The organism is Enterobacter soli, assembly GCF_964208575.1.
GTDB lineage: Bacteria > Pseudomonadota > Gammaproteobacteria > Enterobacterales > Enterobacteriaceae > Enterobacter > Enterobacter soli_A.
This window is the reverse complement of sequence record NZ_CAXOFU010000007.1, coordinates 161295-185436: the sequence shown is the minus strand read 5'-3', so window position 1 is coordinate 185436 and position 24142 is coordinate 161295. Positions and strand designations below refer to the sequence as shown.

Genomic DNA, 24142 nt, shown 5'->3' with positions numbered 1-24142 from the left:
TATAGAGAAAAAAATGACTACGCGTAAAGGTATTATTCTTGCCGGTGGCTCCGGCACTCGTTTGTATCCGGTAACAATGGCGGTCAGTAAGCAACTGCTGCCAATCTACGACAAACCGATGATTTATTACCCGCTCTCCACGCTGATGCTGGCGGGTATTAAAGATATCTTGATCATCAGTACACCGCAGGATACCCCTCGCTTTGAGCAGCTGCTCGGCGATGGTAGCCAGTGGGGCTTGAATCTTCAATATAAAGTGCAGCCAAGTCCTGATGGGCTGGCACAGGCATTTATTATTGGTGAAGAATTTATCGGTGAAGATAGCTGTGCGCTGGTGCTGGGTGACAACATCTTCTATGGCCACGATCTGCCTAAACAACTCGAAACTGCAATCACTAAAGGTGAGGGCGCAACCGTCTTCGCATATCATGTAAATGATCCTGAGCGTTACGGTGTCGTGGAGTTTGACAAAGACGGCACGGCTATTAGCCTTGAAGAAAAGCCCACTGAGCCAAAAAGCAATTACGCCGTAACCGGTCTGTATTTCTACGACAACGATGTAGTGGAAATGGCGAAAAATCTGAAACCCTCCGCACGTGGCGAACTGGAAATTACAGACATTAACCGTATCTATCTGGAGCAGGGACGACTCTCTGTTGCCATGATGGGCCGCGGATATGCATGGCTGGATACCGGTACTCACCAGAGTCTGATTGAAGCGAGTAACTTTATCGCGACCATTGAAGAGCGACAGGGTCTGAAAGTATCCTGTCCGGAAGAGATTGCCTATCGCAAAGGGTTTATTGATGCCGAGCAGGTTCGTAGTCTGGCTAAGGTATTGTCTAAAAATAAATATGGTGAATATTTATTAAGACTCGTAGACGGTAAGTTATAAGTCCTAATTAAATCAACATCCATGTCGTTGGATGTTGATTTTGTTTTTTTGAGTAATGGCACATGAGCTTTATAAAAAACGTTTCGTGGGTAGGCGCTGGCACAATATCAAGTATTATTATTTCTATTGTTTCGGTTCCTCTGATATTAAAAAGCTACTCCATCACTCACGTGTCATATTTTTTATTCCTATGGACAATTTTAGGGGTAGTAAACCTTTCTGATTGTGGCGTGAGCAGAGGGGTAAGTAAATTTATTAGCAGTAAAAAAGACGCAAAGAAAATATTTAAGATTGCTTATACTTATTTGCTGGTGGTTTTGGTATTACTGTTTTTAATTTATTCAGTATGGAAACAGTTTGGTAATGGCTATAATTTAGATGTCATGCCTCGCTATGTACAAATGTTGGGGCTTCTCATAATATTGGCATCATTTGTCACATTTCCACTATCAGGTTACATCGAAGGCGTAGGTGGATTTAAAGAGAGCTCAATAGCGAAAAATATCGGTAACATGATAACCTATGGCATGCCGGTTGTTTTAGCTCAGTATAATGTCAGCATCGACTACGTATTAGCGTCTTCCGTCTTGTTATCAAGGCTCACTCTTTTGCTTTTACTGCTGGCCTATGCGCTAAAGAACAGCACAAAAAATAATTCTGTCACCAATGAATACGCTCATTGCTCAGCACGAGAGTTTTACAGTTTTAGTTTTTCAGTAGGTATAGCTAGTTTATTGGGAATCGCATTCTTGTACTGGGATCGTTTCCTTGCTCTTAAGTATTATTCTGGCATAGAGCTTGTTAACTATGTCGCTTTTTCCGAGATGGTGATAAAAAGCTATGCTATCCCTGGTATATTAGCAGGGGTCATATTTCAATATTTTAGTTCTGGTGCATATCATCATATTCGCGGGAAACTTGTAAAATTTCTTAACTTAAAAATTTATCTCTCAGTTAGTATTTCTATATCACTGCTATTTGTACTGGTGTTAATGATATTTAATGAGACCATTTTCTCAGCTTTATTTAGTGTGGGAATCGATGAAAAGCTGAAAGTTATTTTTTATATCATATCATTTTTTACCGCTCTAAATTGTTTCACAATGCTGGTGATGACTATTGGGCAGGCGTTAGGTAATCATAAAAGGATATTGTTTATTCAAACATTAACGCTTCCTGTATTCGCAATAGCATCATTTATTTTGATTAAATGCCAGTTACCTGAATTAAGTTTCTTTGTATGGTTTTTGCGCATACCAACAATGCTAATTTCTATATTAAATCTAAACGATAAAAAATTAAGTGAGACTGTGTAATGAAAGTTTTAATTATTAACCAACATACTAATAATTTTGGTGATGATGCTGCTGGGTATGCACTGGTATCTGAGTTGGTCAATAGAGGTCATGAAGTAGCCATTACTTACATCTGGAACAAGAACGGTACAAAAATCCCATTTGAGCATGAGAAAGTTACACATTATGATAGTCTGAATGTATCCCGAGATACTCTCGTAAAAGAATTCAAACTGTTTATGCTTGGTCGTGAGGGATATTTCAAGAAATTAAAAGAACTTTCAAAGCTATATGATTTTATTTTTGTTTCACCAGGCGGCGCCAATATTGGTATTTATAAAGATTGGACTTATCTGGCTAACGTTATTGTAGCGAGAATGGCTAATCCTAATGTCCTTTTCCATCTTAATACCGTTGGTGAGAGCAACAGTAAAATCTTCAACTGGCTTTCGAGAAGAGTACTGAAGAAATGTATCATGTTTGTTCGTGAGAAAAGATCGTTTGATTTTCTGAGAACCAAAAATATCAATTCAACTTTGGGTGTTGATACGGCGTTTTTGCTTCCAAGACAGCAAAAAGAGCTTACAGAAAATAAAATTCTCACTTTTATCCCAACGCAGTTAAGTAACTGGCATGTTGACTTCAGAAGCAGCAATGATGGCGATATGTTAAAAGAACAAATCTTGCCTGCTATTGCGGAGTTTGCAAACAGAGAAGGTTATACTATCCGAATTCTCCCGCATCTTTATTCATCCGAAGCAGAATCTACCTTCCTGAATATGGTTAAAGATCATCTGGAGAATCATGCAGCTAAAGCCTATATCGATGGTGGTGTTGACAGCTTCTTCAAATACGACGAAAGGGTAAATAATTCTGAGCTAGTTGTAAGCATGCGCTATCATGGTGTCGTTTTGGCTGTTAAGAATCAAACTAAAGTCATTAGTCTCGCCTACGAAAACAAAATGAAAGAGTGTTGCCGATACGCTGGCATTCTTTCTCAAAACATCGATTTGTTAAATTATGATAATAATAAATTCAAAACTCTTTTAAATGACAGTGTCGTAAGTAATCTGTACAAAGAAGATCATGAGTTCTTAAAAAGAATGGCATCGAAGCCAATGGACTTCATTGATCTATACAATCGGTGAGTATATGAGAATACTGTCCAATTGCTATTTTATAGTTTGTATAGCGTTGTTTTTTAGCTTTCTATTATATTGCTTTCAATTCTCGGGTATCTATCCTGATGTCTCCGGTTTTCTGCTTCTGTTTATATTAGGAAGTTGTGGAATATTTCTTTTTATGGGGTGCGTTATGAATCCTGTAATCAGAACTTGGTTTAGAAACTCAAAAAATGCGATTGCAAACGAACAAAATAATTTTCGGTTTAGTTATAAACCAATAATATTGATTGTGTCGTTTTTTGTTGTTGAGGTTCTTTATAACGGAAAAATACCACTTATCGAGATGATTCGCGGTAATCTATACGATTACCGTGATTTTACTTTCCCTGGTGTGCATGTCATATTTACATCACTTACAACGTTTTACTGCATTAAATCATATTTTGATTATCTGATATATCGAAAAAAGAGAAGTTTTATCGCATCTGGTGTTTGTCTGTGTCTCTTCATGCTTTTGATGTATCGAAGTTATATTGTTTTTTGCATTTTGAATTTTCTTTTCTTGTTTGTGTTGTACAGGAAAATAAGTTTTAAAAAGATAGCCAAGATCACCGTTAGCGCACTTTTACTAATGTATGTTTTTGGTCTCGCGGGTGACTTACGTACCAAAGCTCAAACAGGTGATGAAAACTTCACTGTTGAAAATATAATGCGCGCTACAGAGGCTGACTCAGTATTTACGCAACAACAGTCACTTTCTCCATTGTATTGGGCATATTTGTATATTAGCTCACCAATGGCTAATTTCCAGAACACGATAAATGAATATGAAAATCACCGAGAAGAGTCCGGCGGTCTGAAGTTCGTCGTTTATGAGGTTCTGCCGGACGTCGTTGGAAAAAGGGTTGCCACTCTATTCGGCTATGATGAAGAGAATTCTCCTTTAGCACGAGTGATCGATTTCTTAACTGTAGGGACTATTTTTGCGGATTCGTTTGTTTTTATCGGCTGGTATGGGCCGATAATAATGTTGATGCTGATGATAGCAACTCCATTATTTTTTTTGCAAATGTGTCCCAAGAATTCATTTTTTTATGTCCAATTTTCAATTTGTACAATATTATTAGTCCTATGCACATTCTCTAATATGCTTGTTTATGCGTCATTATCCTTAATGTTATTTTATCCACTGCTCTCAAAGAAGAGACGCAAGAATACGCGGTTAATTAATTCAGGAATGAAATGAATAGTGTAATATTAATGTCGACTTACAATGGCGATAAGTATCTTTGTGAGCAACTTGATAGCCTATTAGTATTGGAAGGGCATCCTGATATTCTTATTCGCGACGATGGCTCTAGTGATAATACTCTAGAAATTATTAAGAATTATCAGTTAAAGCATAGAAATATTAAACTGATTGAGGGCAGCAATCTTGGCGTTGTAGCCAGTTTTTTTGATTTGATGCAGCAGGTAGACACAGGGAAATATAACTATTATGCTTTTTGCGATCAGGATGATTTCTGGGAAACAGATAAAATAAGCCATGCAATAAAGTGTATCAAAGACTATAAAGGTGCAGTAATGTACTGCTCTACACTCAATGTTGTAGATGCTTCACTGCAATTTCAGTTTCGGTCTCCTTATCCTGAAAAAAATCTTACGCTCTCGAATGCTTTAGTCGAGAATGTTGTGACGGGATGTACTTGTGTGCTTAATGCTGAGGCTTTTCGCCAGATAAAATCAAACTTGCCTGCAACCAATCGAATCGTAATGCATGACTGGTGGTTTTATCTGGTCATGGTAAGTACGGGTTCAATCTATTTTGATCGTGAGTCGCGTATTAAGTACAGACAGCACGGAGACAATGTCGCAGGAATGAAGAAAACTTTTTCCGACATCGTGCAGAAATTCAAAAAACCGAAAAAAAGTAAGTACCCTCCCTTACTTTGTCAGTTACATGAATATCAGCGAGTGTGCGGTGGAATGTTGACTAAGGTTGATAGTAATAAATTATACATGTTTATAGAAACCTTGGAAAAGCGCAAGATGTTCCGCTTTTTAAGTTTGATTATGAACAAAAAAATTTACCGCCAGTCTCTAGCAAATAACCTTTCACTAGTCTATTCGTTTTTGACAAATAGAATATAAATTATTTTACTGAGCTTAATTATTACGCTTTTAAGTTAAATGGACGTGTGTATGAAATATATTGCATTTTATCTGCCTCAATATCATCCCGTAAAAGAAAATAATGAATGGTGGGGAGAGGGGTTTACTGAATGGTTTAACGTTTCAAAATCTAAACCTCGTTTTAAAGGGCATAATCAGCCACACATTCCAACGACTATGGGTTTCTATGACTTACGTGTTCCCGAAACTCGTATTCGTCAGGCGGCACTAGCAAAAGAATATGGTATTGACGGCTTTTGTTACTATCACTATTGGTTCAACGGGCATCTGTTACTTGAAAAGCCATTAGAAGCTGTCTTGAAAGATAAAGAGCCCGATTTACCGTTCTGCATCTGCTGGGCTAATGAGAACTGGACTCGCGCGTGGGATGGAATGGAGCGCGAAGTCTTGATCAAGCAAGATTATACAGAACAAGATGCATTAGAGCACTTTGAATACTTGTTACCTTTCTTAAAAGACGACCGTTATATCAAAGTTGATGGTAAGCCGGTGTTCCTGCTCTATAGATATGATCACATTCCCGATATTGATAATTTCATTCATACCTGGAATGAAAAAGCGAAGGAAAATGGTCTTGAATCCATTTATTTCATCTGTGTTAAAAATGGTTTTGTGACGAGTAGCTATGAGGAAATCTTCAAACATAATTTTGATGCAGTTGTTGATTTTCAGCCAAACAGAATTGATTTCCCGTCCGTAAAAACCAAAGAGCAATTCCTGGTTGATACTGCTCGTAGCATTTTACCTAACGCTCTTTTCCAATACCTCAAACGCAATGCCTCTGCCGTTAATAAGATTTCTTATAAACATATGGTGGATAATATTGTTGAAAGCTATGCAAAAAAACCGCAAAAAGTGATCCCCGCCGTATTCCCTAGCTGGGATAACTCCGCCAGACGGGCAACCCCAACAGTAATTCAAAATGATGAGCCGGAGAGCTATGGCTATTGGCTGGATGAAGCAAGCAAGTTCTCCGCCTCAAATGGACTTAGTGAGTCATTCGTATTCATTAATGCATGGAATGAATGGGCTGAAGGCTGCCATCTGGAACCCGACCTACAAAATGGTAATGCGTTCTTGGAGCAGACCAAAAAGGTGAAAAATAAACATGAGTAACCTCAGAGTCGCTATGGTTGTCCCTACCTACAACGGTGGTGATATCTGGAAGAAATCTGCAGCGAGCATACGTAATTATTTTTCTGGCGACGTTCTTGTTATCGATTCTGGCTCAAAAGACGATACCGTTGGCATCGCTAATGAAATGGGGTTTAGCGTGTTGGGTATTAATTCATGTGATTTTAATCACGGCGGTACCCGTAATCTTGGTCTGCGGCAACTAGCTTCGTCTAGCGATATCGTATTTTTCATGACACAGGATGCGATCCTTAACGATGCCGAATCCATTGAAAACATGATTGCAATGTTTGATGCTGATGCTCAACTGGCTGCGATTTACGGTAAACAAATCCCGCACGATGACGCGAATGTCATTGCCCGCCATGCCAGACATTTTAACTATTCCGATCGAAGTTATGTTGTTTCAAAGGAAAGCAGTAAACCGTTAGGCATTAAGGCTGTGTTTATGTCCAATTCGTTTTCTGCTTATCGTGTCGCTCTTTTTGAAAAGTTAGGCGGTTTTGCAGAGAATACTATCCTGTGTGAAGATATGCTTTTTGCAGCTAATGCACTCTCAGCAGGTTATAAGGTTGGATATGCTGCGAATGCCGTGGCAAAACATTCACATAACTACACTGCTATTGATGAATTTTCGCGATATTTTGACATTGGTGTCTTCCATCAGGAACAAAGCTGGATCAGACGTGATTTCGGCGGAGCGGGTGGTGAGGGTAAGAAGTTCATTTTATCTGAAATGAGATTTGTTTTAAAAAGACAACCGCTCTATTTGATTCAGGCATTTATCAATAACGGTGCTAAATTCCTGGGATATCAGTTAGGAAAAAGATATAAGCGATTACCTTTATCTTTATCGAAGAAATTCAGTATGCATAAAAAATATTGGAAATGAATATCTTGCGGGATTAATATGAAAATCAATGTGAAGCTCACTGTTGGCAAAATAGCCAATGCCTCAGTTGACTTATTTTTGTTGCTTTTTTCTTTCGGTATATCAATATATCTTATTGAATATCTCTTTAATAATCTTCCGGCATTTATACCGCAAGACGAATTCAACGATAAAGTTGCAACGCACTCTATTTTAAGTGTGATCTGTGTTGGTTGGTTTTGGATCAGACTGCGACATTACTCCTATCGCAAGCCATTTTGGTTTGAGTTAAAGGAGATACTAAGAACGCTGCTGATATTTGCAATCATTGAACTCGCAATAAATGCCTTTTCGAAATGGCATTTCTCCCGCTATCTCTGGGTGTTCACCTGGATGTTTGCATTCATCCTGATTCCATTAGGACGTTCCGTTACACGTAATATACTGGATAAACTTGGATTGTGGAAACGTGACACAATCATAATCGGGTGTGGGAAAAATGCTCGTGATGCTTATTTGGCAATAAATAGTGAAAAAAACCTTGGGTATAAAGTTACTTGCTTTATAGGAGATAGTACAGAAAAAGAAATGTTGGGATGCCCAATTATTGATATGGATATCAATAAAATAAAAGATACGGTTAACAAATTTACCCAGTTTATTATCGCCGTTGAGTCAGAGCAAATTGAAATAAGAAATACTTGGATCAAAAAGCTTTCAAAACATAAATTCCGTTATGTCTCAGTTATCCCAACAATTCGTGGATTACCGCTTTATGGCACTGATATGGCCTTTATATTCAGCCATGAGGTGATGATCTTGAGGGTAAACAACAATTTGGCTAAGCGGACCTCACGATTTGCTAAAAGAGCTTTTGATATTTTTGGTTCGCTAGCCATTATTCTTGTTGCTTCCCCACTTCTTGCTTATCTCTATCTTCAGGTGAAAAAAGATGGCGGCCCAGCCATCTACGGGCATGAGCGCATTGGACGAAACGGTAAGCGCTTTAAATGCTTGAAATTTAGGTCGATGATCCTTAATTCTCAAGAAGTGCTTAATGAACTACTTGCAAAAGATGAGAATGCCCGAAAAGAGTGGGAGAAAGATTTTAAATTAAAAGACGATCCTCGCATTACCAAAATCGGTCATTTTATTCGGAAATCAAGCCTTGATGAGCTTCCACAGCTGTTTAATGTCTTAAAAGGTGAAATGAGTCTGGTGGGGCCTAGACCTATCGTTCATGATGAGCTGATCCGCTATAGCGAGGACGTTGACTATTATTTAATGGCCAAACCGGGAATGACTGGACTGTGGCAGGTTAGCGGTCGAAATGATATCGATTATGAAACCCGCGTCTATTTTGATGCATGGTACGTTAAAAATTGGTCACTTTGGAATGATATAGCCATTTTGTTTAAAACCGTAAACGTTGTACTCAAACGAGATGGCGCCTACTAATAATAGTGAGTTTTTATGAATATTATTGATACAAAAATTATCGATGCAAAAATTATTGAGCCTAAAGTTTTCGGCGATCATCGTGGTTTCTTCCTCGAAACTTTCCAGAAAGATCGTTACAAAGAAATGTTAAATATCGATCTCGATTTTGTTCAGGATAATCATTCTCGCTCATCTCAAGGTGTTCTGCGCGGATTGCACTTCCAGCGAAATAATCCCCAAGGAAAATTAGTTCGCGTTGTCAGAGGTGAAGTTCTGGATGTTGCTGTTGATATTCGAAAAGATTCGCCAACATTTGGTGCATGGCAAGGTGTTTTATTGAGTGAAGAAAACAAAAAACAATTCTGGGTTCCACCCGGACTTGCGCACGGTTTTGTCGTCTTGTCTGATGTTGCTGATTTTGAATATAAATGCACTGATTACTATGATCCAACTTCTGAAGGTTGTCTGCTTTGGAATGATCCTTTCCTGAATATTGAGTGGAATATTGAAAACCCTCAATTATCTGAGAAGGATAAAAATGGGAAAACTTTTAAGGAGTTATTCCTTTAACAGCGTTAAAGATAAGCGATTTGCTAAGAGCAAATCGCTTTGGGATGTTACCCGTAAAACCTCACGTTTGATCTTTAATGGTATCGTGCTACCGATTTGGTAATTTCTGAGTTAACATTCCTAAAACATTCAAGCCGCGCAATCGTTCGCGGTGACCACACCTGACAGGAGTATGTAATGTCCAAGCAACAGATCGGCGTTGTCGGTATGGCAGTGATGGGGCGCAACCTGGCGCTCAACATCGAAAGCCGTGGTTATACCGTCTCCGTTTTCAACCGCTCCCGTGAAAAAACTGAAGAAGTGATTGCCGAAAACCCGGGCAAGAAGCTGGTTCCTTTCTACACGGTTAAAGAGTTCGTTGAGTCCCTGGAAACGCCTCGTCGTATCCTGTTAATGGTGAAAGCGGGCGCAGGTACTGATGCTGCCATCGATTCCCTGAAACCTTATCTGGATAAGGGCGACATCATCATTGATGGCGGTAACACCTTCTTCCAGGACACCATTCGTCGTAACCGTGAACTGTCTGCTGAAGGCTTCAACTTCATCGGTACCGGTGTGTCCGGTGGTGAAGAGGGTGCGCTGAAAGGCCCATCCATCATGCCTGGCGGCCAGAAAGAAGCGTATGAGCTGGTAGCACCAATCCTGACCAAAATTGCCGCGGTCGCTGAAGATGGCGAGCCGTGCGTGACCTACATCGGTGCTGACGGTGCGGGTCATTACGTGAAGATGGTTCACAACGGCATCGAGTATGGTGACATGCAGCTGATCGCAGAAGCCTATTCCCTGCTGAAAGGTGGCCTGAACCTGACCAACGAAGAGCTGGCGGAAACCTTCACTGAATGGAACAAGGGCGAGCTGAACAGCTACCTGATCGACATCACCAAAGATATCTTCACTAAGAAAGATGAAGAGGGTAAATACCTGGTTGATGTGATCCTGGATGAAGCGGCGAACAAAGGTACCGGTAAATGGACCAGCCAGAGCTCTCTGGATCTGGGCGAGCCGCTGTCTCTGATCACTGAATCCGTATTTGCACGCTACATCTCTTCTCTGAAAGAGCAGCGTGTAGCAGCATCCAAAGTACTGTCTGGTCCGCAGGCTAAACCAGCTGGTGATAAAGCGGAGTTCGTGGAGAAAGTGCGCCGTGCGCTGTATCTCGGTAAGATCGTGTCCTATGCACAGGGCTTCTCTCAGCTGCGCGCAGCGTCCGACGAGAATAACTGGGAGCTGAACTACGGCGAAATCGCGAAGATCTTCCGCGCGGGCTGCATCATTCGTGCGCAGTTCCTGCAGAAAATTACCGATGCTTACGCTGAAAATGCGGGTATCGCAAACCTGCTGCTGGCACCGTACTTCAAGAAAATTGCTGATGAATACCAGCAGGCGCTGCGTGATGTGGTTGCTTATGCGGTTCAGAACGGTATTCCGGTTCCGACCTTCTCCGCTGCTGTGGCGTACTACGACAGCTACCGTGCTGCCGTTCTGCCTGCAAACCTGATTCAGGCACAGCGTGACTACTTCGGTGCGCACACCTATAAACGCACTGATAAAGACGGCGTGTTCCACACCGAGTGGCTGGATTAATCTGATTTAAACCAGTCCGATAGCAGGGCCCGGTGAAATTCACCGGGCTTTTTTTATTGCTCCGTCCCCATGATGACTTGCTTCGCCCAGACGAGCGCGTTAAATGCAGAATAAACCACTAAATTATCGCATTCCTGTAGCAAGGCATTCGCCTTGACAGCCGATAAACTTAAGAGGTAAAAACCTCAACAGTTGTTTATCGCGGCGGTGCATTCGCGCCACCTGACACTCATACTTGAAGAAGTTGAACGAATGAAAATAGCAATCTCCGGAACAGGCTATGTCGGTCTTTCAAACGGTATCCTCATCGCGCAGAACCATGAAGTGGTCGCGCTCGATATCGTTCAGGCGAAAGTGGACATGCTTAATCAGAAGATCTCCCCGATTGTTGATAAGGAGATTCAGGAATATCTTTCCAATAAAGAGCTGAATTTCCGTGCAACGACGGACAAAGAAGATGCTTACCGCAACGCGGATTATGTCATCATCGCCACGCCGACCGATTACGATCCGAAAACCAACTACTTCAACACTTCCAGCGTCGAAGCGGTGATCAATGACGTTACGGCGATCAACCCAAACGCGGTGATGATTATTAAATCCACCATTCCCGTGGGCTTCACCAAATCCATTAAGGAAAAGCTGGGTATTGATAATGTCTTCTTCTCGCCGGAATTCCTGCGTGAGGGAAGGGCGTTATATGATAACCTGCACCCGTCCCGCATTGTGATCGGTGAGCGTTCTGAACGCGCTGAGCGTTTTGCTGCGCTGTTGCAGGAAGGTGCTGTTAAGAAAGATATCGCGGTGCTGTTTACCGACTCTACCGAAGCCGAAGCCATCAAACTTTTCGCCAACACCTATCTGGCGATGCGCGTGGCTTATTTCAATGAGCTGGACAGCTATGCAGAAAGCCTGGGTCTGAACACACGTCAGATCATCGAAGGCGTTTGCCTCGATCCGCGCATTGGCAACCATTACAACAACCCATCATTTGGCTACGGTGGCTACTGTCTGCCTAAAGATACCAAGCAGCTGCTGGCAAACTATCAGGCGGTGCCAAACAACCTGATTTCAGCGATTGTTGACGCTAACCGTACCCGCAAAGACTTTATTTCTGATTCTATTCTGGCGCGCCAGCCGAAAGTCGTGGGCGTGTATCGTCTGATTATGAAGAGCGGCTCGGATAACTTCCGCGCCTCATCCATTCAGGGGATCATGAAGCGTATCAAGGCGAAAGGTGTGCAGGTTGTGATTTACGAGCCAGCAATGAAGGAAGATGAGTTCTTCCACTCGCGCGTGGTTCGCGATCTGGATGCGTTCAAGAAAGAAGCTGACGTGATCATCTCCAACCGAATGGCGGACGAGCTGGCGGACGTGGCGGATAAGGTCTACACCCGCGATCTGTTTGGCAGCGACTGATAACCGTCGTTTTGGTGTAAAAAAGCCCGGCATAGCCGGGCTTTTTTGTTTTAGACGTTGTAGTAATTTCGATACCAGTCCACGAAGTTTTTAACCCCTTCTTTAACCGAGGTTTTTGGCTTGAAGCCGACCGCCTCATACAAAGGCCTGGTGTCTGCGCTGGTCTCCAGTACGTCACCGGGCTGCACGGGCATCATGTTTTTTTCCGCTTCGCTGCCTAAAGCGTCTTCCAGAGCGGTGATGTAGTCCATCAGCTCCACCGGCTCGCTATTGCCGATATTGTAAATGTGGTATGGCGCAGAGCTGGTGGCAGGAGAACCGGTTTCAACGGTCCACTCGGGATTCGGCTGCGGAATAACGTCCTGAAGACGAATAATTCCCTCGACGATGTCATCAATATAGGTGAAGTCGCGCTTCATCTTGCCGTAGTTGTACACGTCGATGCTTTTGCCTTCGATCATCGCTTTGGTGAATTTAAACAGCGCCATATCTGGACGTCCCCATGGGCCGTACACGGTAAAGAATCGCAGGCCAGTGGTTGGCAAACCGTAGAGATGGGAGTAGGTATGCGCCATCAGTTCGTTCGCTTTTTTGGTGGCGGCATACAGCGAGACCGGGTGATCTACCGAATCATCGGTAGAGAAGGGCATTTTGCGGTTCAGACCATACACCGAACTCGAGGAGGCATACACCAGATGCTGCACCTTATTATGGCGGCAGCCCTCAAGAATATTCAGGTGACCCACCAGGTTGGATTCAGCATACACATGAGGATTTTCAATGGAATAACGAACGCCCGCTTGAGCAGCAAGGTGGATCACCCGGTCAAACTTCTCGTTTGCAAAGAGCGAGGCCATACCTGCGTTATCTGACAGATCGAGTTTGCGGAACGTAAAATTCTCAGATGCCAGGAGGTCCAGTCGGGCTTGCTTAAGACTGACGTCGTAGTAGTCGTTCAGATTATCGATACCCACAACCTGATGGCCTGCCTTGAGAAGTCTTTCGCTGACGTGAAAGCCAATAAAACCCGCGGCTCCGGTGACCAAAAATTTCATACCAATCCTCTTCAGTAACAAATATCGCGATGCGCGGTGCGCAAAAGATGGTGTGCATCATACCGCTAAGTGCCTGCTAAGCAAAACTTCGCCTGTTCTGGGATAACTCATAGGATTCTTATAGAAAAATCGGCAGTACGCGATAAACTATACAAACAATATTTTATTTTTTTGCTTTTTGCCTGTTAAGGATTGTATGACGCAGAACAACAATAACGTGGTCAGCAGAAGCGATGATCACGAGCAAATCGATTTGATTGATTTAGTTCTCCAACTTTGGCGCGGTAAACGGACTATTGCAGCGTGTATACTTATCGCAGTTGTGCTTGCAGGTGCTTATTTATTGATAGCAAAGGAAAAATGGACTTCCACTGCTATTATTACTCAGCCTGATGCCGCTCAAATAGCAACCTATAATAACGCGCTGAATATCGTTTATGGCTCTGCCGCACCCTCGGTGGGGGACGTACAGGCTCGCGTTATTAGTCGTTTCAACTCCTCATTCGCTGCACTTTCGCAAACGCTCGATAATCAGCAAGAACCTGAAAAATTGACTATCGAATCTGCTGTAAAAGGACAGTTCTTGCCGTTGAATGTCAGCTATGTTGGAGAAAGCGCTGAAAGTGCACAGAAACAGCTCGCACAGTATATTCAGCAAATTGATGAGCAAATTGCGCAAGAATTGAGCGTAGATCTCAAGGATAATATCAAAGAGCAAATTAAGATGCTCAACGACTCCCTTCAGAATCAGGAAAAAGTGTCCCAGGAACAAAAGGATTTGCGTATTAAGCAAATTGTTGAGTCGCTAAAAGTGGCTCAAGCGGCAAAGATTACCGAGCCGCAGCTGCAGCAGACTCAAGATGTTACTCAGGAAACCATGTTCCTGCTAGGGACCGATGCGTTAAATTCGATGGTACAGAATGAGTCCACTCGACCGCTGGTATTTCCTGCAACCTACTATCAGACAAAACAGAACCTTTTCGACATTGAGAATTTGAATGTCGCGCCAACAACTATTCATGCATATCGCTATGTCATGAAGCCCGATCTGCCAATCAAACGTGACAGCCCGAAACGTGTGTTGACCATGATTCTGGCAATCATCCTCGGCGGCATTATCGGCTCTGGTGTCGTCCTCGGACGCAACGCCCTGCGCAACTACCAGCCAAAATCCTAATCAGCAGACAAAAAAAGACCGGGTTTCCCCGGTCTTTTTTTATTGGTGACGCTTTCGAAGGTTCTCAATAACCGCAGTCAAATCAAGCTCCTGATCCTGCAGCAGCACCAGCAGGTGATACATCAGGTCCGACGCCTCGTTAGTCAACTCTTCCCGGTCATGCACCGTCGCCGCCAGCGCCGTTTCAACGCCTTCTTCACCCACTTTCTGCGCAATACGCTTGGTGCCGCTGGCGTACAGCTTCGCGGTGTACGAACTTGCCGGGTCAGCCGTTTTACGCTCCGCTAACAGCTGTTCAAGCTGATACAGGAACAGCCACTGGTGGCTTGCCTCGCCAAAGCAGCTGCTGGTGCCTTTGTGGCAGGTTGGGCCAATCGGGTTAGCCAGAATGAGCAGGGTATCGTTATCGCAGTCAGGGGTAATGCTGACCACGTTCAGGAAATGGCCGGAGGTTTCACCTTTGGTCCACAGGCGCTGTTTGGTGCGCGAGAAGAAGGTGACTTTACCGGTCTCGACGGTTTTGGCTAAGGCTTCCGGGTTCACATAGCCCAGCATCAGGACTTCGCCTGAAACGGCATGTTGTACAACCACTGGCAGTAATCCGTCAGTTTTTTCCCAGTCCAGCTGCGCCTGTTGTTGCTCTGTTAACATACCCTTATCTCCACGCCCTGGTCTGCCAGGTACGTTTTTAACTCGCCAATATTAATAATTTGCTTGTGGAACACGGACGCCGCCAGCGCGCCGTCGACGTTGGCGTCGCGGAAGGCTTCCAGGAAGTGCTCCATTGTTCCCGCACCGCCGGAGGCAATCAGCGGCACGTGGCACACCGCGCGCACTTTTCGCAGCTGCTCCAGGTCGTAGCCGTTACGCACGCCGTCCTGGTTCATCATGTTCAGTACGATTTCACCCGCGCCGCGCTTTTGCACTTCCTGCACCCAGTCGAGCGTCTCCCACTGGGTGACACGCGTGCGGCTTTCGTCTCCGGTATATTGATTGACGTGATACTTGCCGGTGGCCGCGTCAAACCAGGTGTCGATACCCACCACGATGCACTGCACGCCAAAACGATCCGCCAGGCGGGTAATCAGCTCTGGGTCGGCCAGCGCCGGAGAGTTAATGGAAATTTTATCCGCGCCGAAAGAGAGAATTTTTGCCGCGTCTTCCGCAGACTTGATGCCGCCCGCCACGCAGAAGGGGATATCAATCACTTCCGCCACGCGCGCGACCCAGCTTTTATCCACCACGCGGCCGTCGCTTGACGCGGTGATATCGTAAAACACCAGCTCGTCCGCGCCTTCATCGGCATAGCGTTTTGCCAGCGGGACGATATCGCCAATAATTTCGTGATTACGGAACTGCACGCCTTTAACCACCTGGCCATCGCGCACGTCAAGACAAGGGATTATCCGTTTTGCCAGCATTGAATCGCCTCCGACACAGTAAATTTTCCTTCGAGAAGGGCGCGTCCGACAATCACGCCGCGCACGCCTGTCCCGCGCAGCGCGGCAATGTCGGCCAGATCGCCAATGCCGCCCGATGACTGGAATGCCACCTGCGGATAACGCGCGCACACTTCGTCATACAGCGAGACATTCGAGCCCGCCAGCGTCCCGTCGCGGGAGATGTCCGTGCAAAGCACGTGCTTCAGGCCGACCGGCAGATAGATATCGACCAGCTCCTCCAGCGTCACGCCGGAGTTTTCCTGCCAGCCGCTCACTGCGACCTGCTTAGTGCCCTTATCGTCGATGCGCACGTCCAGCGCCAGCACCAGTGCGTCCGCGCCAAAGCGGCGGAACCAGCCTTTCACCTTCTCGGGATCCTTCACCGCGGTCGAGCCGACGACAACCCGCGCCACGCCTGCATCAAGCAGGGCGGCGACGTCCTCTTCGGTGCGCACGCCGCCGCCGACCTGTACGGGCACATCAACGCCAGCAACCAGTTTTTTCAGCAGCGGGATCTGGCGCTTAGCCGGATCTTTCGCCCCGGTGAGGTCAACCAGGTGCAGCACCTCCGCGCCCTGCGCGGCGTAGTCCTGCAGGCGCGGCAGGGGATCGTTGCCGTAGTCGCGCTGCTGGGCGTAATCCCCCTGGTGGAGCCGCACGACCGTGCCGTCAATTAAATCTAAAGCAGGAATAATCATCACATCTCCAGGAAGTTTTTCAGCAGCTGCGCGCCTGCGGCACCCGAGCGTTCCGGGTGGAACTGCACGCCGAAGAAATTATCTTTCTGCACCGCGGCGGTAAACGGCTCGCCGTAGTTGCACTGGGCAATGGTGTACGGGTTGACCGGCATGGCGTAGCTGTGGACGAAATAAAAATACGCGCCGTCGTCGATACCGCGAAACAGCCTGTCGCCCGCTTTTGGATAAACGCGGTTCCAGCCCATGTGCGGCAGCGGCAGGCCGTGGTCGGTCATTTTGGGCACGTCCTGCTCGATAATATCCAGCAGATCCACGCCGTTGCTCTCTTCGCTACGGCGACCGAGAAGCTGCATCCCCAGGCAAATGCCCAGCACCGGCTGGGTGCAGGCTTTGATCAGGTTAACCAGCTCGCGCTCGTGGATCTGATCCATCGCCGCCTGTGCGGTTCCCACGCCGGGTAAAAAGAGTTTGTCTGCGCGCAGCACCACGTCCGGATCGCGGCTCACGGCGGGCTCGTAGCCGTGGCGTAAAATCGCCGATTTGACGGAGTTCAGGTTGGCGCATCCGGTATCCAGAATCACCACGTTCATTACAGCACTCCTTTAGACGAGGGCAGGGCATCACCTTCCACACGGATCGCCTGACGCAGGGTTCGGCCAAAGGCTTTGAACAGGCTCTCCACGCGGTGGTGATCGTTCTTGCCTTTGGTTTTCAGGTGCAGCGTCAGGCCCATGGTGTAGGAGAGGGAACGGAAGAAGTGTTCAACCATTTCGGTGCTCAGATCGCCCACGCGCTGGTAGGTGAAGTCTGCTTTATATTCCAGGTGCGGACGCCCGGAGATGTCCATTGCGCAGCGCGCCAGGCACTCGTCCATCGGCAGCACAAAGCCAAAACGGTTAATACCGCGTTTATCTCCCAGCGCCAGCTTGAGCGCTTCGCCCAGCGCCAGCCCGGTATCTTCTACGGTGTGGTGATCGTCAATGTACAGATCGCCTTTTACGGCAATCTCCATGCGGAAGCCGCCGTGGGTGGCAATCTGATCCAGCATGTGATCAAAGAAGCCCACGCCGGTGTGGATCTTGCTGCTGCCTTCGCGATCCAGCCACACCTTAACGTCGATCTGCGTTTCTTTGGTAATGCGCTCAACGTGAGAATAACGATCGCGTTTGGTCAGCTGCTCGCCAATCTGCGCCCAGTTGAGAGCCGCCTGGCTATAGCGCAGGCCCGCAATCCCCATGTTTTCGGCGAGGGTGATGTCGGTGGCGCGATCGCCAATCACATAGCTGTTGGCTTTATCCAGCGCCTCTTCCGCCAGGTAGCGCTCAACCAGCTTCACTTTTGGCTTGCGGCAGTCGCACTCGTCGGCCGGCAGGTGCGGACAAATCAGCACTTCGTCAAACACCACGCCCTGAGAGGTGAGGATTTGCATCATCAGATTGTGCGGGCCGTCGAAGTCAGCCTGCGGGAAGCTGTCCGTCCCCAGACCGTCCTGGTTGGTGATCATCACCAGCTTAAAGCCGGCTTTTTGCAGCTTAAGCAGAACCGGAATGACGTCGGGTTCAAAGGCCAGCTTGTCGAAACGATCGACCTGAAAATCGGCTGGTGGCTCTGAAATGATAGTGCCGTCACGATCGATGAAAAGGTACTTCTGGCTCATACTTTCTCCGCTTTCAGGGCGTCAATAACGCGCTGGCTCTCTGCGCGGGTGCCCACGGTGATACGCAGGCAGCCGCTTAAGGATGGTTGTTTGTTTTGATCTCGTAAGATAATGCCCTGATCCCACAGAGATTTAAATACGGCGCTTGAAGCGGTAAAGCGCACCAGGATGTAGTTGGTTTCCGAGTCGAACACCTGCTCAACGCACGGAATGTCTTTCAGCGCGGTAACCAGGTACTGGCGCTCTTCCAGAATCTGCGCCACGCGGTCGCGCATCGCGTTGATACCCTGCGGCGTCAGCGCCTGCGCGGCAATATCCGCAACCGGAGTAGAGAGCGGATACGGGGCGATCACTTTCAGCAGCAGGTCGATCACCTCTTTATTCGCCAGGGTAAAGCCGCAGCGCAGCCCGGCCAGCGCAAAGGCTTTTGACAGGGTGCGCAATACCACCAGGTGCGGATACTCGGCGAGCCAGCCCGCCAGCGTCGCCTGCGGGCAGAATTCGATATAGGCTTCATCGGCCACCACCAGCGCTTTGCCGCGGGTCAGCTCCAGCAGGGTGCGGATATCCTGCGGGTTGATAATCTGTCCGGTGGGGTTATTCGGGCTGCACACGAACACCACCTTCACGCCGTCAAGATTGTCGGCAATGCCCTGTAAATCAAGCTGCCAGTCGTCCAGCGCCTGCACGTTACGACAGGCCACGCCGAAGGTTTCCGCACTCACGCTGTACATGCCGTAGGTTGGCTGGCAGTACATCACCGCGTCTTTGCCCGGCTCGCAGAAGGCGCGGATCAGCAGCTCGATGCCTTCGTCGGCGCCGCGGCTGACCAGCACCTGCTCAGGCTTTACCCCGGCGTAACGGGCGTAGTTTTCAATGACCGCCTTCGGCTGGCACTCGGGGTAGCGGTTCAGCGTCTGCTGAGACAGCTCAAACTGCACCGCGGTTGGGTATTCGTTGGCATTCAGCCAGACGTCGCCGTTGCCGCCCAGACGGCGGGCAGACTGATAGGGCGTCAGGCGACGGACATTTTCGCGGGCGAGTTCTTCAATGTTCATGCTTGCTCCTTCAGGGCTGCAACGCGCAGCGTAACGGCATTTTTGTGGGCGGTCAGACGTTCTGCCGCGGCCAGGGTTTCGATAGTCGAAGCCAGCGAGGCAAAACCGTCGCGGGACAGCTCCTGCACGGTCATGCGCTTCTGGAAATCCGCCAGGCCCAGGCTGGAGCAGGTGGAGGTATAACCGTAGGTCGGCAGAACGTGGTTGGTGCCGGACGCGTAATCCCCCGCGGATTCCGGGGACCAGTCGCCGAGAAACACGGAGCCCGCGCTGGTGATGCTGTCCACCAGCTCACGGGCGTTGCGGGTCTGAACGATCAGGTGCTCCGGGCCGTACAGGTTCGAGATAGCGATACACTGCGCGATGTCGCGCGCCACGATGAGGCGGCTGGCAGACAGCGCCTGACGCGCGGTATCAGCGCGCGGCAAATCAGCCAGCTGGCGCTCAACGGCTTCGCCCACGCGTTTTGCCATGTCGGCATCGGGCGTCAGCAGAATCACCTGTGAATCCGGGCCGTGCTCTGCCTGAGAGAGCAGGTCAGAGGCCACGAAGTCGGGCGTTGCGCCGCTGTCGGCAATCACCAGCACTTCTGACGGGCCGGCGGGCATATCAATTGCCGCGCCGTCCAGACGCTGGCTGACCTGGCGCTTGGCTTCGGTAACAAACGCGTTGCCTGGGCCAAAGATTTTATCAACCTTAGGAATAGATTCCGTACCAAACGCCAGGGCGGAAATCGCCTGCGCGCCGCCCACCTTAAACACGTCCTGCACGCCGCACAGTTTTGCGGCATACAGAATTTCATCGGCAATCGGCGGCGGGGAGCAAAGCACCACTTTTTCGCATCCGGCGATACGCGCCGGGGTGGCGAGCATGAGGACGGTGGAGAACAGCGGGGCTGAGCCGCCGGGAATATAGAGGCCGACGGAGGCCACCGGGCGCGTCACCTGCTGGCAGCGCACGCCGGGCAGGGTTTCGACATCCACCGCTTGCAGCTTTTGCGCGGCGTGGAAGGTATCGATATTTTTCACCGCCACGGCCATCGCCCGCTTGAGCTCATCCCCCAGACGGCCGCTGGCTTCTTCGATTTCCTCTGCGGTCACTTTCAGCGCGCCAACCTCGGTTTTATCAAACTTCGCGCTGTATTCGCGCAGCGCGTCGTCGCCGCGGTTTTTAACGTTATCGAGGATCTCCGCCACGGTGCGGGTGATGCTCTCTGAGGCGGAGATCGCCGGGCGCATCAGCAGCTCACGCTGCTGCGCTTCTGTGCAGGCGTTCCAGTCGATGATTGTGTTAAAGCTCATGGCGATCACTCCATCATCTTCTCAATTGGCAGCACCAGAATGGAGCTTGCACCCAGCGCTTTCAGTTTTTCCATGGTTTCCCAGAACAGGGTTTCGCTGCTGACCATGTGCATCGCCACGCGCTGCTGATCCCCTGCCAGCGGCAGAATGGTTGGGCGTTCAGCGCCCGGCAGCAGGGCGATCACTTCGTCCAGACGCTCGGTTGGCGCGTGCATCATGATGTACTTCGATTCACGCGCCTGGATCACGCCCTGAATACGGGTCAGCAGTTTGTCGATGAGCTGCTGCTTTGCGCTCTCCATTTCGCCGTCGCGCTGGATCAGGCACGCTTTGGAGCGGTAAATCACCTCCACTTCGCGCAGGCCGTTCGCCTCCAGCGTGGCGCCCGTGGAGACCAGGTCGCAGATGGCGTCCGCCAGGCCGGCGCGGGGGGCCACTTCAACGGAGCCGTTCAGCAGACAGGATTTAAACTGCACGCCTTTTTGGTCCAGGTAACGCTTCAGCAGGTGCGGGTACGAGGTGGCAATACGCTTGCCGTTCAGCCCGGCAGGGCCGTCCCAGGCTTCGTCCGCCGGGGTCGCCAGAGACAGGCGGCAGCCGCCGAAGTCCAGACGGCGCAGGGTAAAGTAGCGCGGGTCTTCGCCCTGGGCGCGGCGGGTCAGCAGCTCTTCTTCCAGCACGTTTTCCCCGATAATGCCCAGGTCAACCACGCCGTCCATCACCAGGCCCGGAATATCGTCATCACGCACGCGCAGAATATCGATCGGCATATTTTCAGCCAGAGCAATCAGGCGCTGCGTGTGCAGGTTGATTTTGATCCCGCAGCGGGCGAGCAGTTCGCGTGAATCATCGCTAAGACGGCCTGATTTCTGAATAGCTATGCGTAAACGTGAGTTATCTAACATTCTTTATTCCTCGTTAACCTGTTTTAACCTGTCTGAATTCGGTCCAAAAAAAAAGCCCCCGGAAGATGATCTTCCGGGGGCTTTCTCTTGCGTTCATGCACCACTGGAAGATCCAAACGTCTTCCAGCACACATCGCCTGAAAGACTAGTCAGGATGATGGTGATGATGGTGAAGTTTAAATTGAACGCTCATATATATTCTCGATGAATGCTTATTCATGTGATGTCTTTTAACCTAAACCACTTATACGCGGTAATGCAAGGGCTTTTTTTGATCATTAATTCATTTCATATTGATGCTATGAATTGTGTGTTCTGTCGGGCTGGCGTAGCCTTAATGCAGACGTATGAGAGTCAGGAGAATTCGCATGAAAAAGGTGGCAATTGTCGGTTTAGGGTGGCTGGGAATGCCGCTGGCGATGTCATTAGCAGCAAAAGGCTGGCAGGTGACCGGGAGTAAAACCACGGCGGACGGCGTAGAGGCGGCGCGGATGTGCGGCATTGACGGCATCGAGCTGCGTCTGGAGCCGGAGCTGGTGTGCGATGCTGACGACCTGGACGTGCTGATGGGGGTTGACGCGCTGGTGATCACCCTGCCGGCAAGGCGCAGTGGTCCAGGAGACACCTTCTATTTGCAGGCGGTGCAGGAAATTGTCGATAGCGCGCTGGCGCACCATGTGCCGCGCATTATTTTTACCAGCTCCACCTCGGTGTATGGCGATGCCGACGGTACGGTCAAAGAGATCACCGAACGCCGCCCGGTGACCGCCAGCGGGCGGGTGCTGAAAGAGCTTGAAGACTGGCTGCACAATCTTCCGGGAACGCAGGTCGACATTCTGCGTCTGGCGGGCCTGGTCGGGCCGGGGCGTCATCCGGGGCGCTTTTTCGCCGGAAAATCGGCGCCGGACGGGCAGCACGGCGTCAATCTTGTGCATCTCGAAGACGTGATTGGCGCAATTGAGCTATTGCTCCAGGCTCCGAAAGGGGGGCACATCTATAATATATGTGCGCCTTCCCATCCATCGCGGAGCACCTTCTACCCGCTGATGGCGCGACAGCTTGGCCTGGCTCCGCCGGTCTTTGGCAACGCGCAGGGGGAGGGAAAAGGCAAAATTGTTGATGGCAATCGTATCTGTCATGAACTGGGATTTGAGTATCAGTATCCCGATCCGCTGGTGATGCCCATGGAATAATTCCATCAGCGGAATCAATCGCACACCGTTTGGGGGCGAATATGAAACCGTTGCTGGATGTCCTGATTATCCTGGATGCGCTTGAAAAAGAGGGGAGCTTCGCGGCTGCATCGGCGAAGCTCTACAAAACGCCCTCGGCGCTGAGCTATACCGTCCATAAGCTTGAAAGCGATCTGAACATCCAGATCCTCGACCGTTCAGGCCACCGCGCACGCTTTACCCGCACCGGGCAAATGCTGCTGGAAAAAGGGCGGGAGGTGCTCCACACGGTTCGGGAGCTGGAAAAGCAGGCCGTTAAGCTTCATCAGGGCTGGGAAAACGAGCTGGTGATTGGCGTTGATGACACCTTTCCCTTTTCGCTGTTAACTCCGCTTATCGAACAGTTTTACCAGAGCCACAGCGTAACCCGGCTGGTCTTTATTAACGGCGTGCTGGGCGGGTCGTGGGAAGCGCTGACCCAGGGCAGGGCAGACATCATCGTGGGCGCCCTGCACGAGCCGCCGCAGCTGAGCGATTTCGGCTTCGCCCGGCTCGGTGTGCTGGAACAGGTCTTTGCCGTTGCGCCCCATCACCCGCTGGCGCAGGAGCCTGAGCCGATTAACCGCCGCACCATACGAGGCTTTCGCGCCATTGTGGTGGGCGACAGCGCTCACCCTGAATATCCGAGTCCTTCCCAGCAGCTTGATTGTCAGGAAGCGATTACGGTTTTCGATTTTAAAACCAAGCTGGAGCTGCAAATTAGCGGCCTGGGATGCGGATATATTCCGCGTTATTTAGCGCAGCGTTTTATTGAAAGCGGCGCGCTGGTTGAAAAGCAGGTGATGGTCGAAAGCAAAGATGAATCGGTATGGGTTGGCTGGAACGAACAAACCGCCGGGCTGGCGAGTGCCTGGTGGCGGGCAGAAATTTTAGCAAATAGTGCTATCGCCGCCGTTTACACTCCGCCCGATGTTGAGAAATCAAGCGTTTAGGAAATTTAATTTATTGATAGCTTTCTCAATCTATTGCCTTTTGTGTCTGGATTAGGGCAAAATGCCGCCGCTGCAAACAAATGAATAATCGACGATATAAAAGGCGTCGGTTATTTTTTTTTGCATGTACGAAACGAAACTAAAAACCAAGAGGCCGGGC

Annotated in this window: 24 protein-coding genes and 1 other annotated feature; of the genes, 14 read left to right on the top strand and 10 right to left on the bottom strand. The window is 48.5% G+C overall.

Annotated elements, in window-relative coordinates; all coding sequences use genetic code 11:
* Positions 1-13: 13 nt before the first annotated feature.
* From rfbA to ugd, 11 genes are all read left to right on the top strand, one after another.
* Complete coding sequence (gene rfbA / locus AB6V08_RS09840) at positions 14-895, top strand: glucose-1-phosphate thymidylyltransferase RfbA (protein WP_368542479.1); 882 nt, start codon at positions 14-16, stop codon at positions 893-895.
* 62 nt (positions 896-957) lie between these two features.
* On the top strand, positions 958-2211 hold the full coding sequence (locus AB6V08_RS09835) for a lipopolysaccharide biosynthesis protein (RefSeq protein ID WP_368542478.1): 1254 nt from the start codon (positions 958-960) through the stop codon (positions 2209-2211).
* Positions 2211-3338: a polysaccharide pyruvyl transferase family protein gene (locus AB6V08_RS09830; RefSeq protein WP_368542477.1), complete on the top strand. Its 1128-nt coding sequence runs from the start codon at positions 2211-2213 to the stop codon at positions 3336-3338. The genes AB6V08_RS09835 and AB6V08_RS09830 overlap by 1 nt, the downstream gene beginning before the upstream one ends.
* 4 nt (positions 3339-3342) lie before the next feature.
* On the top strand, positions 3343-4560 hold the full coding sequence (locus AB6V08_RS09825) for an O-antigen polymerase (protein WP_368542476.1): 1218 nt from the start codon (positions 3343-3345) through the stop codon (positions 4558-4560).
* Complete coding sequence (locus AB6V08_RS09820; RefSeq protein ID WP_368542475.1) at positions 4557-5465, top strand: glycosyltransferase; 909 nt, start codon at positions 4557-4559, stop codon at positions 5463-5465. The genes AB6V08_RS09825 and AB6V08_RS09820 overlap by 4 nt, the downstream gene beginning before the upstream one ends.
* Positions 5466-5516: 51 nt before the next feature.
* Positions 5517-6623: a glycoside hydrolase family 99-like domain-containing protein gene (locus AB6V08_RS09815; protein ID WP_368542474.1), complete on the top strand. Its 1107-nt coding sequence runs from the start codon at positions 5517-5519 to the stop codon at positions 6621-6623.
* Positions 6616-7533: a glycosyltransferase family 2 protein gene (locus AB6V08_RS09810; RefSeq protein WP_368542473.1), complete on the top strand. Its 918-nt coding sequence runs from the start codon at positions 6616-6618 to the stop codon at positions 7531-7533. Before AB6V08_RS09815 ends, AB6V08_RS09810 begins: the two co-directional genes overlap by 8 nt.
* 18 nt (positions 7534-7551) lie before the next feature.
* Positions 7552-8970, top strand: a complete 1419-nt coding sequence (gene wbaP, locus AB6V08_RS09805; protein ID WP_368542472.1) for an undecaprenyl-phosphate galactose phosphotransferase WbaP — start codon at positions 7552-7554, stop codon at positions 8968-8970.
* A 15-nt stretch (positions 8971-8985) separates the two neighbouring features.
* Positions 8986-9522, top strand: a complete 537-nt coding sequence (gene rfbC / locus AB6V08_RS09800) for a dTDP-4-dehydrorhamnose 3,5-epimerase (protein ID WP_368542471.1) — start codon at positions 8986-8988, stop codon at positions 9520-9522.
* Positions 9523-9699: 177 nt separating this feature from the next.
* Positions 9700-11106, top strand: a complete 1407-nt coding sequence (gndA, locus tag AB6V08_RS09795; protein ID WP_368542470.1) for an NADP-dependent phosphogluconate dehydrogenase — start codon at positions 9700-9702, stop codon at positions 11104-11106.
* A gap of 252 nt (positions 11107-11358) precedes the next feature.
* A complete protein-coding gene (gene ugd, locus AB6V08_RS09790; protein WP_368542469.1) occupies positions 11359-12525 on the top strand; it encodes a UDP-glucose 6-dehydrogenase in 1167 nt (388 codons plus the stop codon).
* 50 nt (positions 12526-12575) lie between these two features.
* On the opposite strand, the gene AB6V08_RS09785 is transcribed toward ugd, so the two are convergent.
* Positions 12576-13580: an NAD-dependent epimerase gene (locus AB6V08_RS09785; RefSeq protein ID WP_368542468.1), complete on the bottom strand. Its 1005-nt coding sequence runs from the start codon at positions 13578-13580 to the stop codon at positions 12576-12578.
* Between the two features lie 196 nt (positions 13581-13776).
* Between AB6V08_RS09785 and wzzB the strand changes: the two genes are divergently transcribed.
* Positions 13777-14757: an LPS O-antigen chain length determinant protein WzzB gene (gene wzzB / locus AB6V08_RS09780; protein ID WP_368542467.1), complete on the top strand. Its 981-nt coding sequence runs from the start codon at positions 13777-13779 to the stop codon at positions 14755-14757.
* 39 nt (positions 14758-14796) lie between these two features.
* On the opposite strand, the gene hisIE is transcribed toward wzzB, so the two are convergent.
* From hisIE to hisL, 9 genes are all read right to left on the bottom strand, one after another.
* Positions 14797-15408 (bottom strand): bifunctional phosphoribosyl-AMP cyclohydrolase/phosphoribosyl-ATP diphosphatase HisIE, encoded by a 612-nt coding sequence (gene hisIE / locus AB6V08_RS09775; RefSeq protein WP_368542466.1) that lies wholly within the window; start codon positions 15406-15408, stop codon positions 14797-14799.
* The gene (hisF, locus tag AB6V08_RS09770) at positions 15402-16178 is read right to left on the bottom strand and encodes an imidazole glycerol phosphate synthase subunit HisF (protein WP_368542465.1); all 777 of its coding nucleotides are present in this window, start codon (positions 16176-16178) and stop codon (positions 15402-15404) included. The genes hisIE and hisF overlap by 7 nt, the downstream gene beginning before the upstream one ends.
* Complete coding sequence (gene hisA, locus AB6V08_RS09765) at positions 16160-16897, bottom strand: 1-(5-phosphoribosyl)-5-[(5-phosphoribosylamino)methylideneamino]imidazole-4-carboxamide isomerase (RefSeq protein WP_368542464.1); 738 nt, start codon at positions 16895-16897, stop codon at positions 16160-16162. Before hisA ends, hisF begins: the two co-directional genes overlap by 19 nt.
* Positions 16897-17487, bottom strand: coding sequence for an imidazole glycerol phosphate synthase subunit HisH (hisH, locus tag AB6V08_RS09760; protein WP_368542463.1), 591 nt, complete (start codon positions 17485-17487; stop codon positions 16897-16899). Before hisH ends, hisA begins: the two co-directional genes overlap by 1 nt.
* A complete protein-coding gene (gene hisB, locus AB6V08_RS09755) occupies positions 17487-18554 on the bottom strand; it encodes a bifunctional histidinol-phosphatase/imidazoleglycerol-phosphate dehydratase HisB (protein WP_368542462.1) in 1068 nt (355 codons plus the stop codon). The genes hisH and hisB overlap by 1 nt, the downstream gene beginning before the upstream one ends.
* Positions 18551-19612, bottom strand: a complete 1062-nt coding sequence (gene hisC / locus AB6V08_RS09750) for a histidinol-phosphate transaminase (RefSeq protein ID WP_368542461.1) — start codon at positions 19610-19612, stop codon at positions 18551-18553. The genes hisB and hisC overlap by 4 nt, the downstream gene beginning before the upstream one ends.
* Complete coding sequence (gene hisD / locus AB6V08_RS09745; protein ID WP_368542460.1) at positions 19609-20913, bottom strand: histidinol dehydrogenase; 1305 nt, start codon at positions 20911-20913, stop codon at positions 19609-19611. Before hisD ends, hisC begins: the two co-directional genes overlap by 4 nt.
* A 5-nt stretch (positions 20914-20918) precedes the next feature.
* Positions 20919-21818 (bottom strand): ATP phosphoribosyltransferase, encoded by a 900-nt coding sequence (gene hisG / locus AB6V08_RS09740; protein ID WP_368542459.1) that lies wholly within the window; start codon positions 21816-21818, stop codon positions 20919-20921.
* Positions 21819-21864: 46 nt separating this feature from the next.
* Positions 21865-21988 (bottom strand) — a sequence feature (His leader region).
* Complete coding sequence (gene hisL / locus AB6V08_RS09735) at positions 21964-22011, bottom strand: his operon leader peptide (RefSeq protein WP_234676162.1); 48 nt, start codon at positions 22009-22011, stop codon at positions 21964-21966. Its footprint overlaps the feature before it by 25 nt.
* Before the next feature lie 175 nt (positions 22012-22186).
* Between hisL and AB6V08_RS09730 the strand changes: the two genes are divergently transcribed.
* Both AB6V08_RS09730 and AB6V08_RS09725 read left to right on the top strand, forming a co-directional pair.
* Positions 22187-23011, top strand: a complete 825-nt coding sequence (locus AB6V08_RS09730; RefSeq protein WP_368542458.1) for an SDR family oxidoreductase — start codon at positions 22187-22189, stop codon at positions 23009-23011.
* A 41-nt stretch (positions 23012-23052) separates the two neighbouring features.
* On the top strand, positions 23053-23982 hold the full coding sequence (locus AB6V08_RS09725; RefSeq protein ID WP_368542457.1) for a LysR substrate-binding domain-containing protein: 930 nt from the start codon (positions 23053-23055) through the stop codon (positions 23980-23982).
* The last annotated feature ends 160 nt before the right edge of the window (positions 23983-24142 follow it).

What these genes read in the sequence shown, in the direction of transcription:
- rfbA (WP_368542479.1), top strand. Translation starts at nt 14, where the DNA reads ATGACTACGCGTAAAGGTATTATTCTTGCCGGTGGCTCCGGCACTCGT.
- hisG (WP_368542459.1), bottom strand. Translation starts at nt 21,818, where the DNA reads ATGTTAGATAACTCACGTTTACGCATAGCTATTCAGAAATCAGGCCGT.
- rfbC (WP_368542471.1), top strand. Translation starts at nt 8,986, where the DNA reads ATGAATATTATTGATACAAAAATTATCGATGCAAAAATTATTGAGCCT.
- AB6V08_RS09820 (WP_368542475.1), top strand. Translation starts at nt 4,557, where the DNA reads ATGAATAGTGTAATATTAATGTCGACTTACAATGGCGATAAGTATCTT.
- hisD (WP_368542460.1), bottom strand. Translation starts at nt 20,913, where the DNA reads ATGAGCTTTAACACAATCATCGACTGGAACGCCTGCACAGAAGCGCAG.
- hisB (WP_368542462.1), bottom strand. Translation starts at nt 18,554, where the DNA reads ATGAGCCAGAAGTACCTTTTCATCGATCGTGACGGCACTATCATTTCA.
- AB6V08_RS09815 (WP_368542474.1), top strand. Translation starts at nt 5,517, where the DNA reads ATGAAATATATTGCATTTTATCTGCCTCAATATCATCCCGTAAAAGAA.
- AB6V08_RS09725 (WP_368542457.1), top strand. Translation starts at nt 23,053, where the DNA reads ATGAAACCGTTGCTGGATGTCCTGATTATCCTGGATGCGCTTGAAAAA.
- AB6V08_RS09830 (WP_368542477.1), top strand. Translation starts at nt 2,211, where the DNA reads ATGAAAGTTTTAATTATTAACCAACATACTAATAATTTTGGTGATGAT.
- wbaP (WP_368542472.1), top strand. Translation starts at nt 7,552, where the DNA reads ATGAAAATCAATGTGAAGCTCACTGTTGGCAAAATAGCCAATGCCTCA.
- wzzB (WP_368542467.1), top strand. Translation starts at nt 13,777, where the DNA reads ATGACGCAGAACAACAATAACGTGGTCAGCAGAAGCGATGATCACGAG.
- AB6V08_RS09810 (WP_368542473.1), top strand. Translation starts at nt 6,616, where the DNA reads ATGAGTAACCTCAGAGTCGCTATGGTTGTCCCTACCTACAACGGTGGT.
- hisA (WP_368542464.1), bottom strand. Translation starts at nt 16,897, where the DNA reads ATGATTATTCCTGCTTTAGATTTAATTGACGGCACGGTCGTGCGGCTC.
- hisF (WP_368542465.1), bottom strand. Translation starts at nt 16,178, where the DNA reads ATGCTGGCAAAACGGATAATCCCTTGTCTTGACGTGCGCGATGGCCAG.
- gndA (WP_368542470.1), top strand. Translation starts at nt 9,700, where the DNA reads ATGTCCAAGCAACAGATCGGCGTTGTCGGTATGGCAGTGATGGGGCGC.
- hisC (WP_368542461.1), bottom strand. Translation starts at nt 19,612, where the DNA reads ATGAACATTGAAGAACTCGCCCGCGAAAATGTCCGTCGCCTGACGCCC.
- hisIE (WP_368542466.1), bottom strand. Translation starts at nt 15,408, where the DNA reads ATGTTAACAGAGCAACAACAGGCGCAGCTGGACTGGGAAAAAACTGAC.
- AB6V08_RS09785 (WP_368542468.1), bottom strand. Translation starts at nt 13,580, where the DNA reads ATGAAATTTTTGGTCACCGGAGCCGCGGGTTTTATTGGCTTTCACGTC.
- AB6V08_RS09730 (WP_368542458.1), top strand. Translation starts at nt 22,187, where the DNA reads ATGAAAAAGGTGGCAATTGTCGGTTTAGGGTGGCTGGGAATGCCGCTG.
- AB6V08_RS09835 (WP_368542478.1), top strand. Translation starts at nt 958, where the DNA reads ATGAGCTTTATAAAAAACGTTTCGTGGGTAGGCGCTGGCACAATATCA.
- ugd (WP_368542469.1), top strand. Translation starts at nt 11,359, where the DNA reads ATGAAAATAGCAATCTCCGGAACAGGCTATGTCGGTCTTTCAAACGGT.
- AB6V08_RS09825 (WP_368542476.1), top strand. Translation starts at nt 3,343, where the DNA reads ATGAGAATACTGTCCAATTGCTATTTTATAGTTTGTATAGCGTTGTTT.
- hisH (WP_368542463.1), bottom strand. Translation starts at nt 17,487, where the DNA reads ATGAACGTGGTGATTCTGGATACCGGATGCGCCAACCTGAACTCCGTC.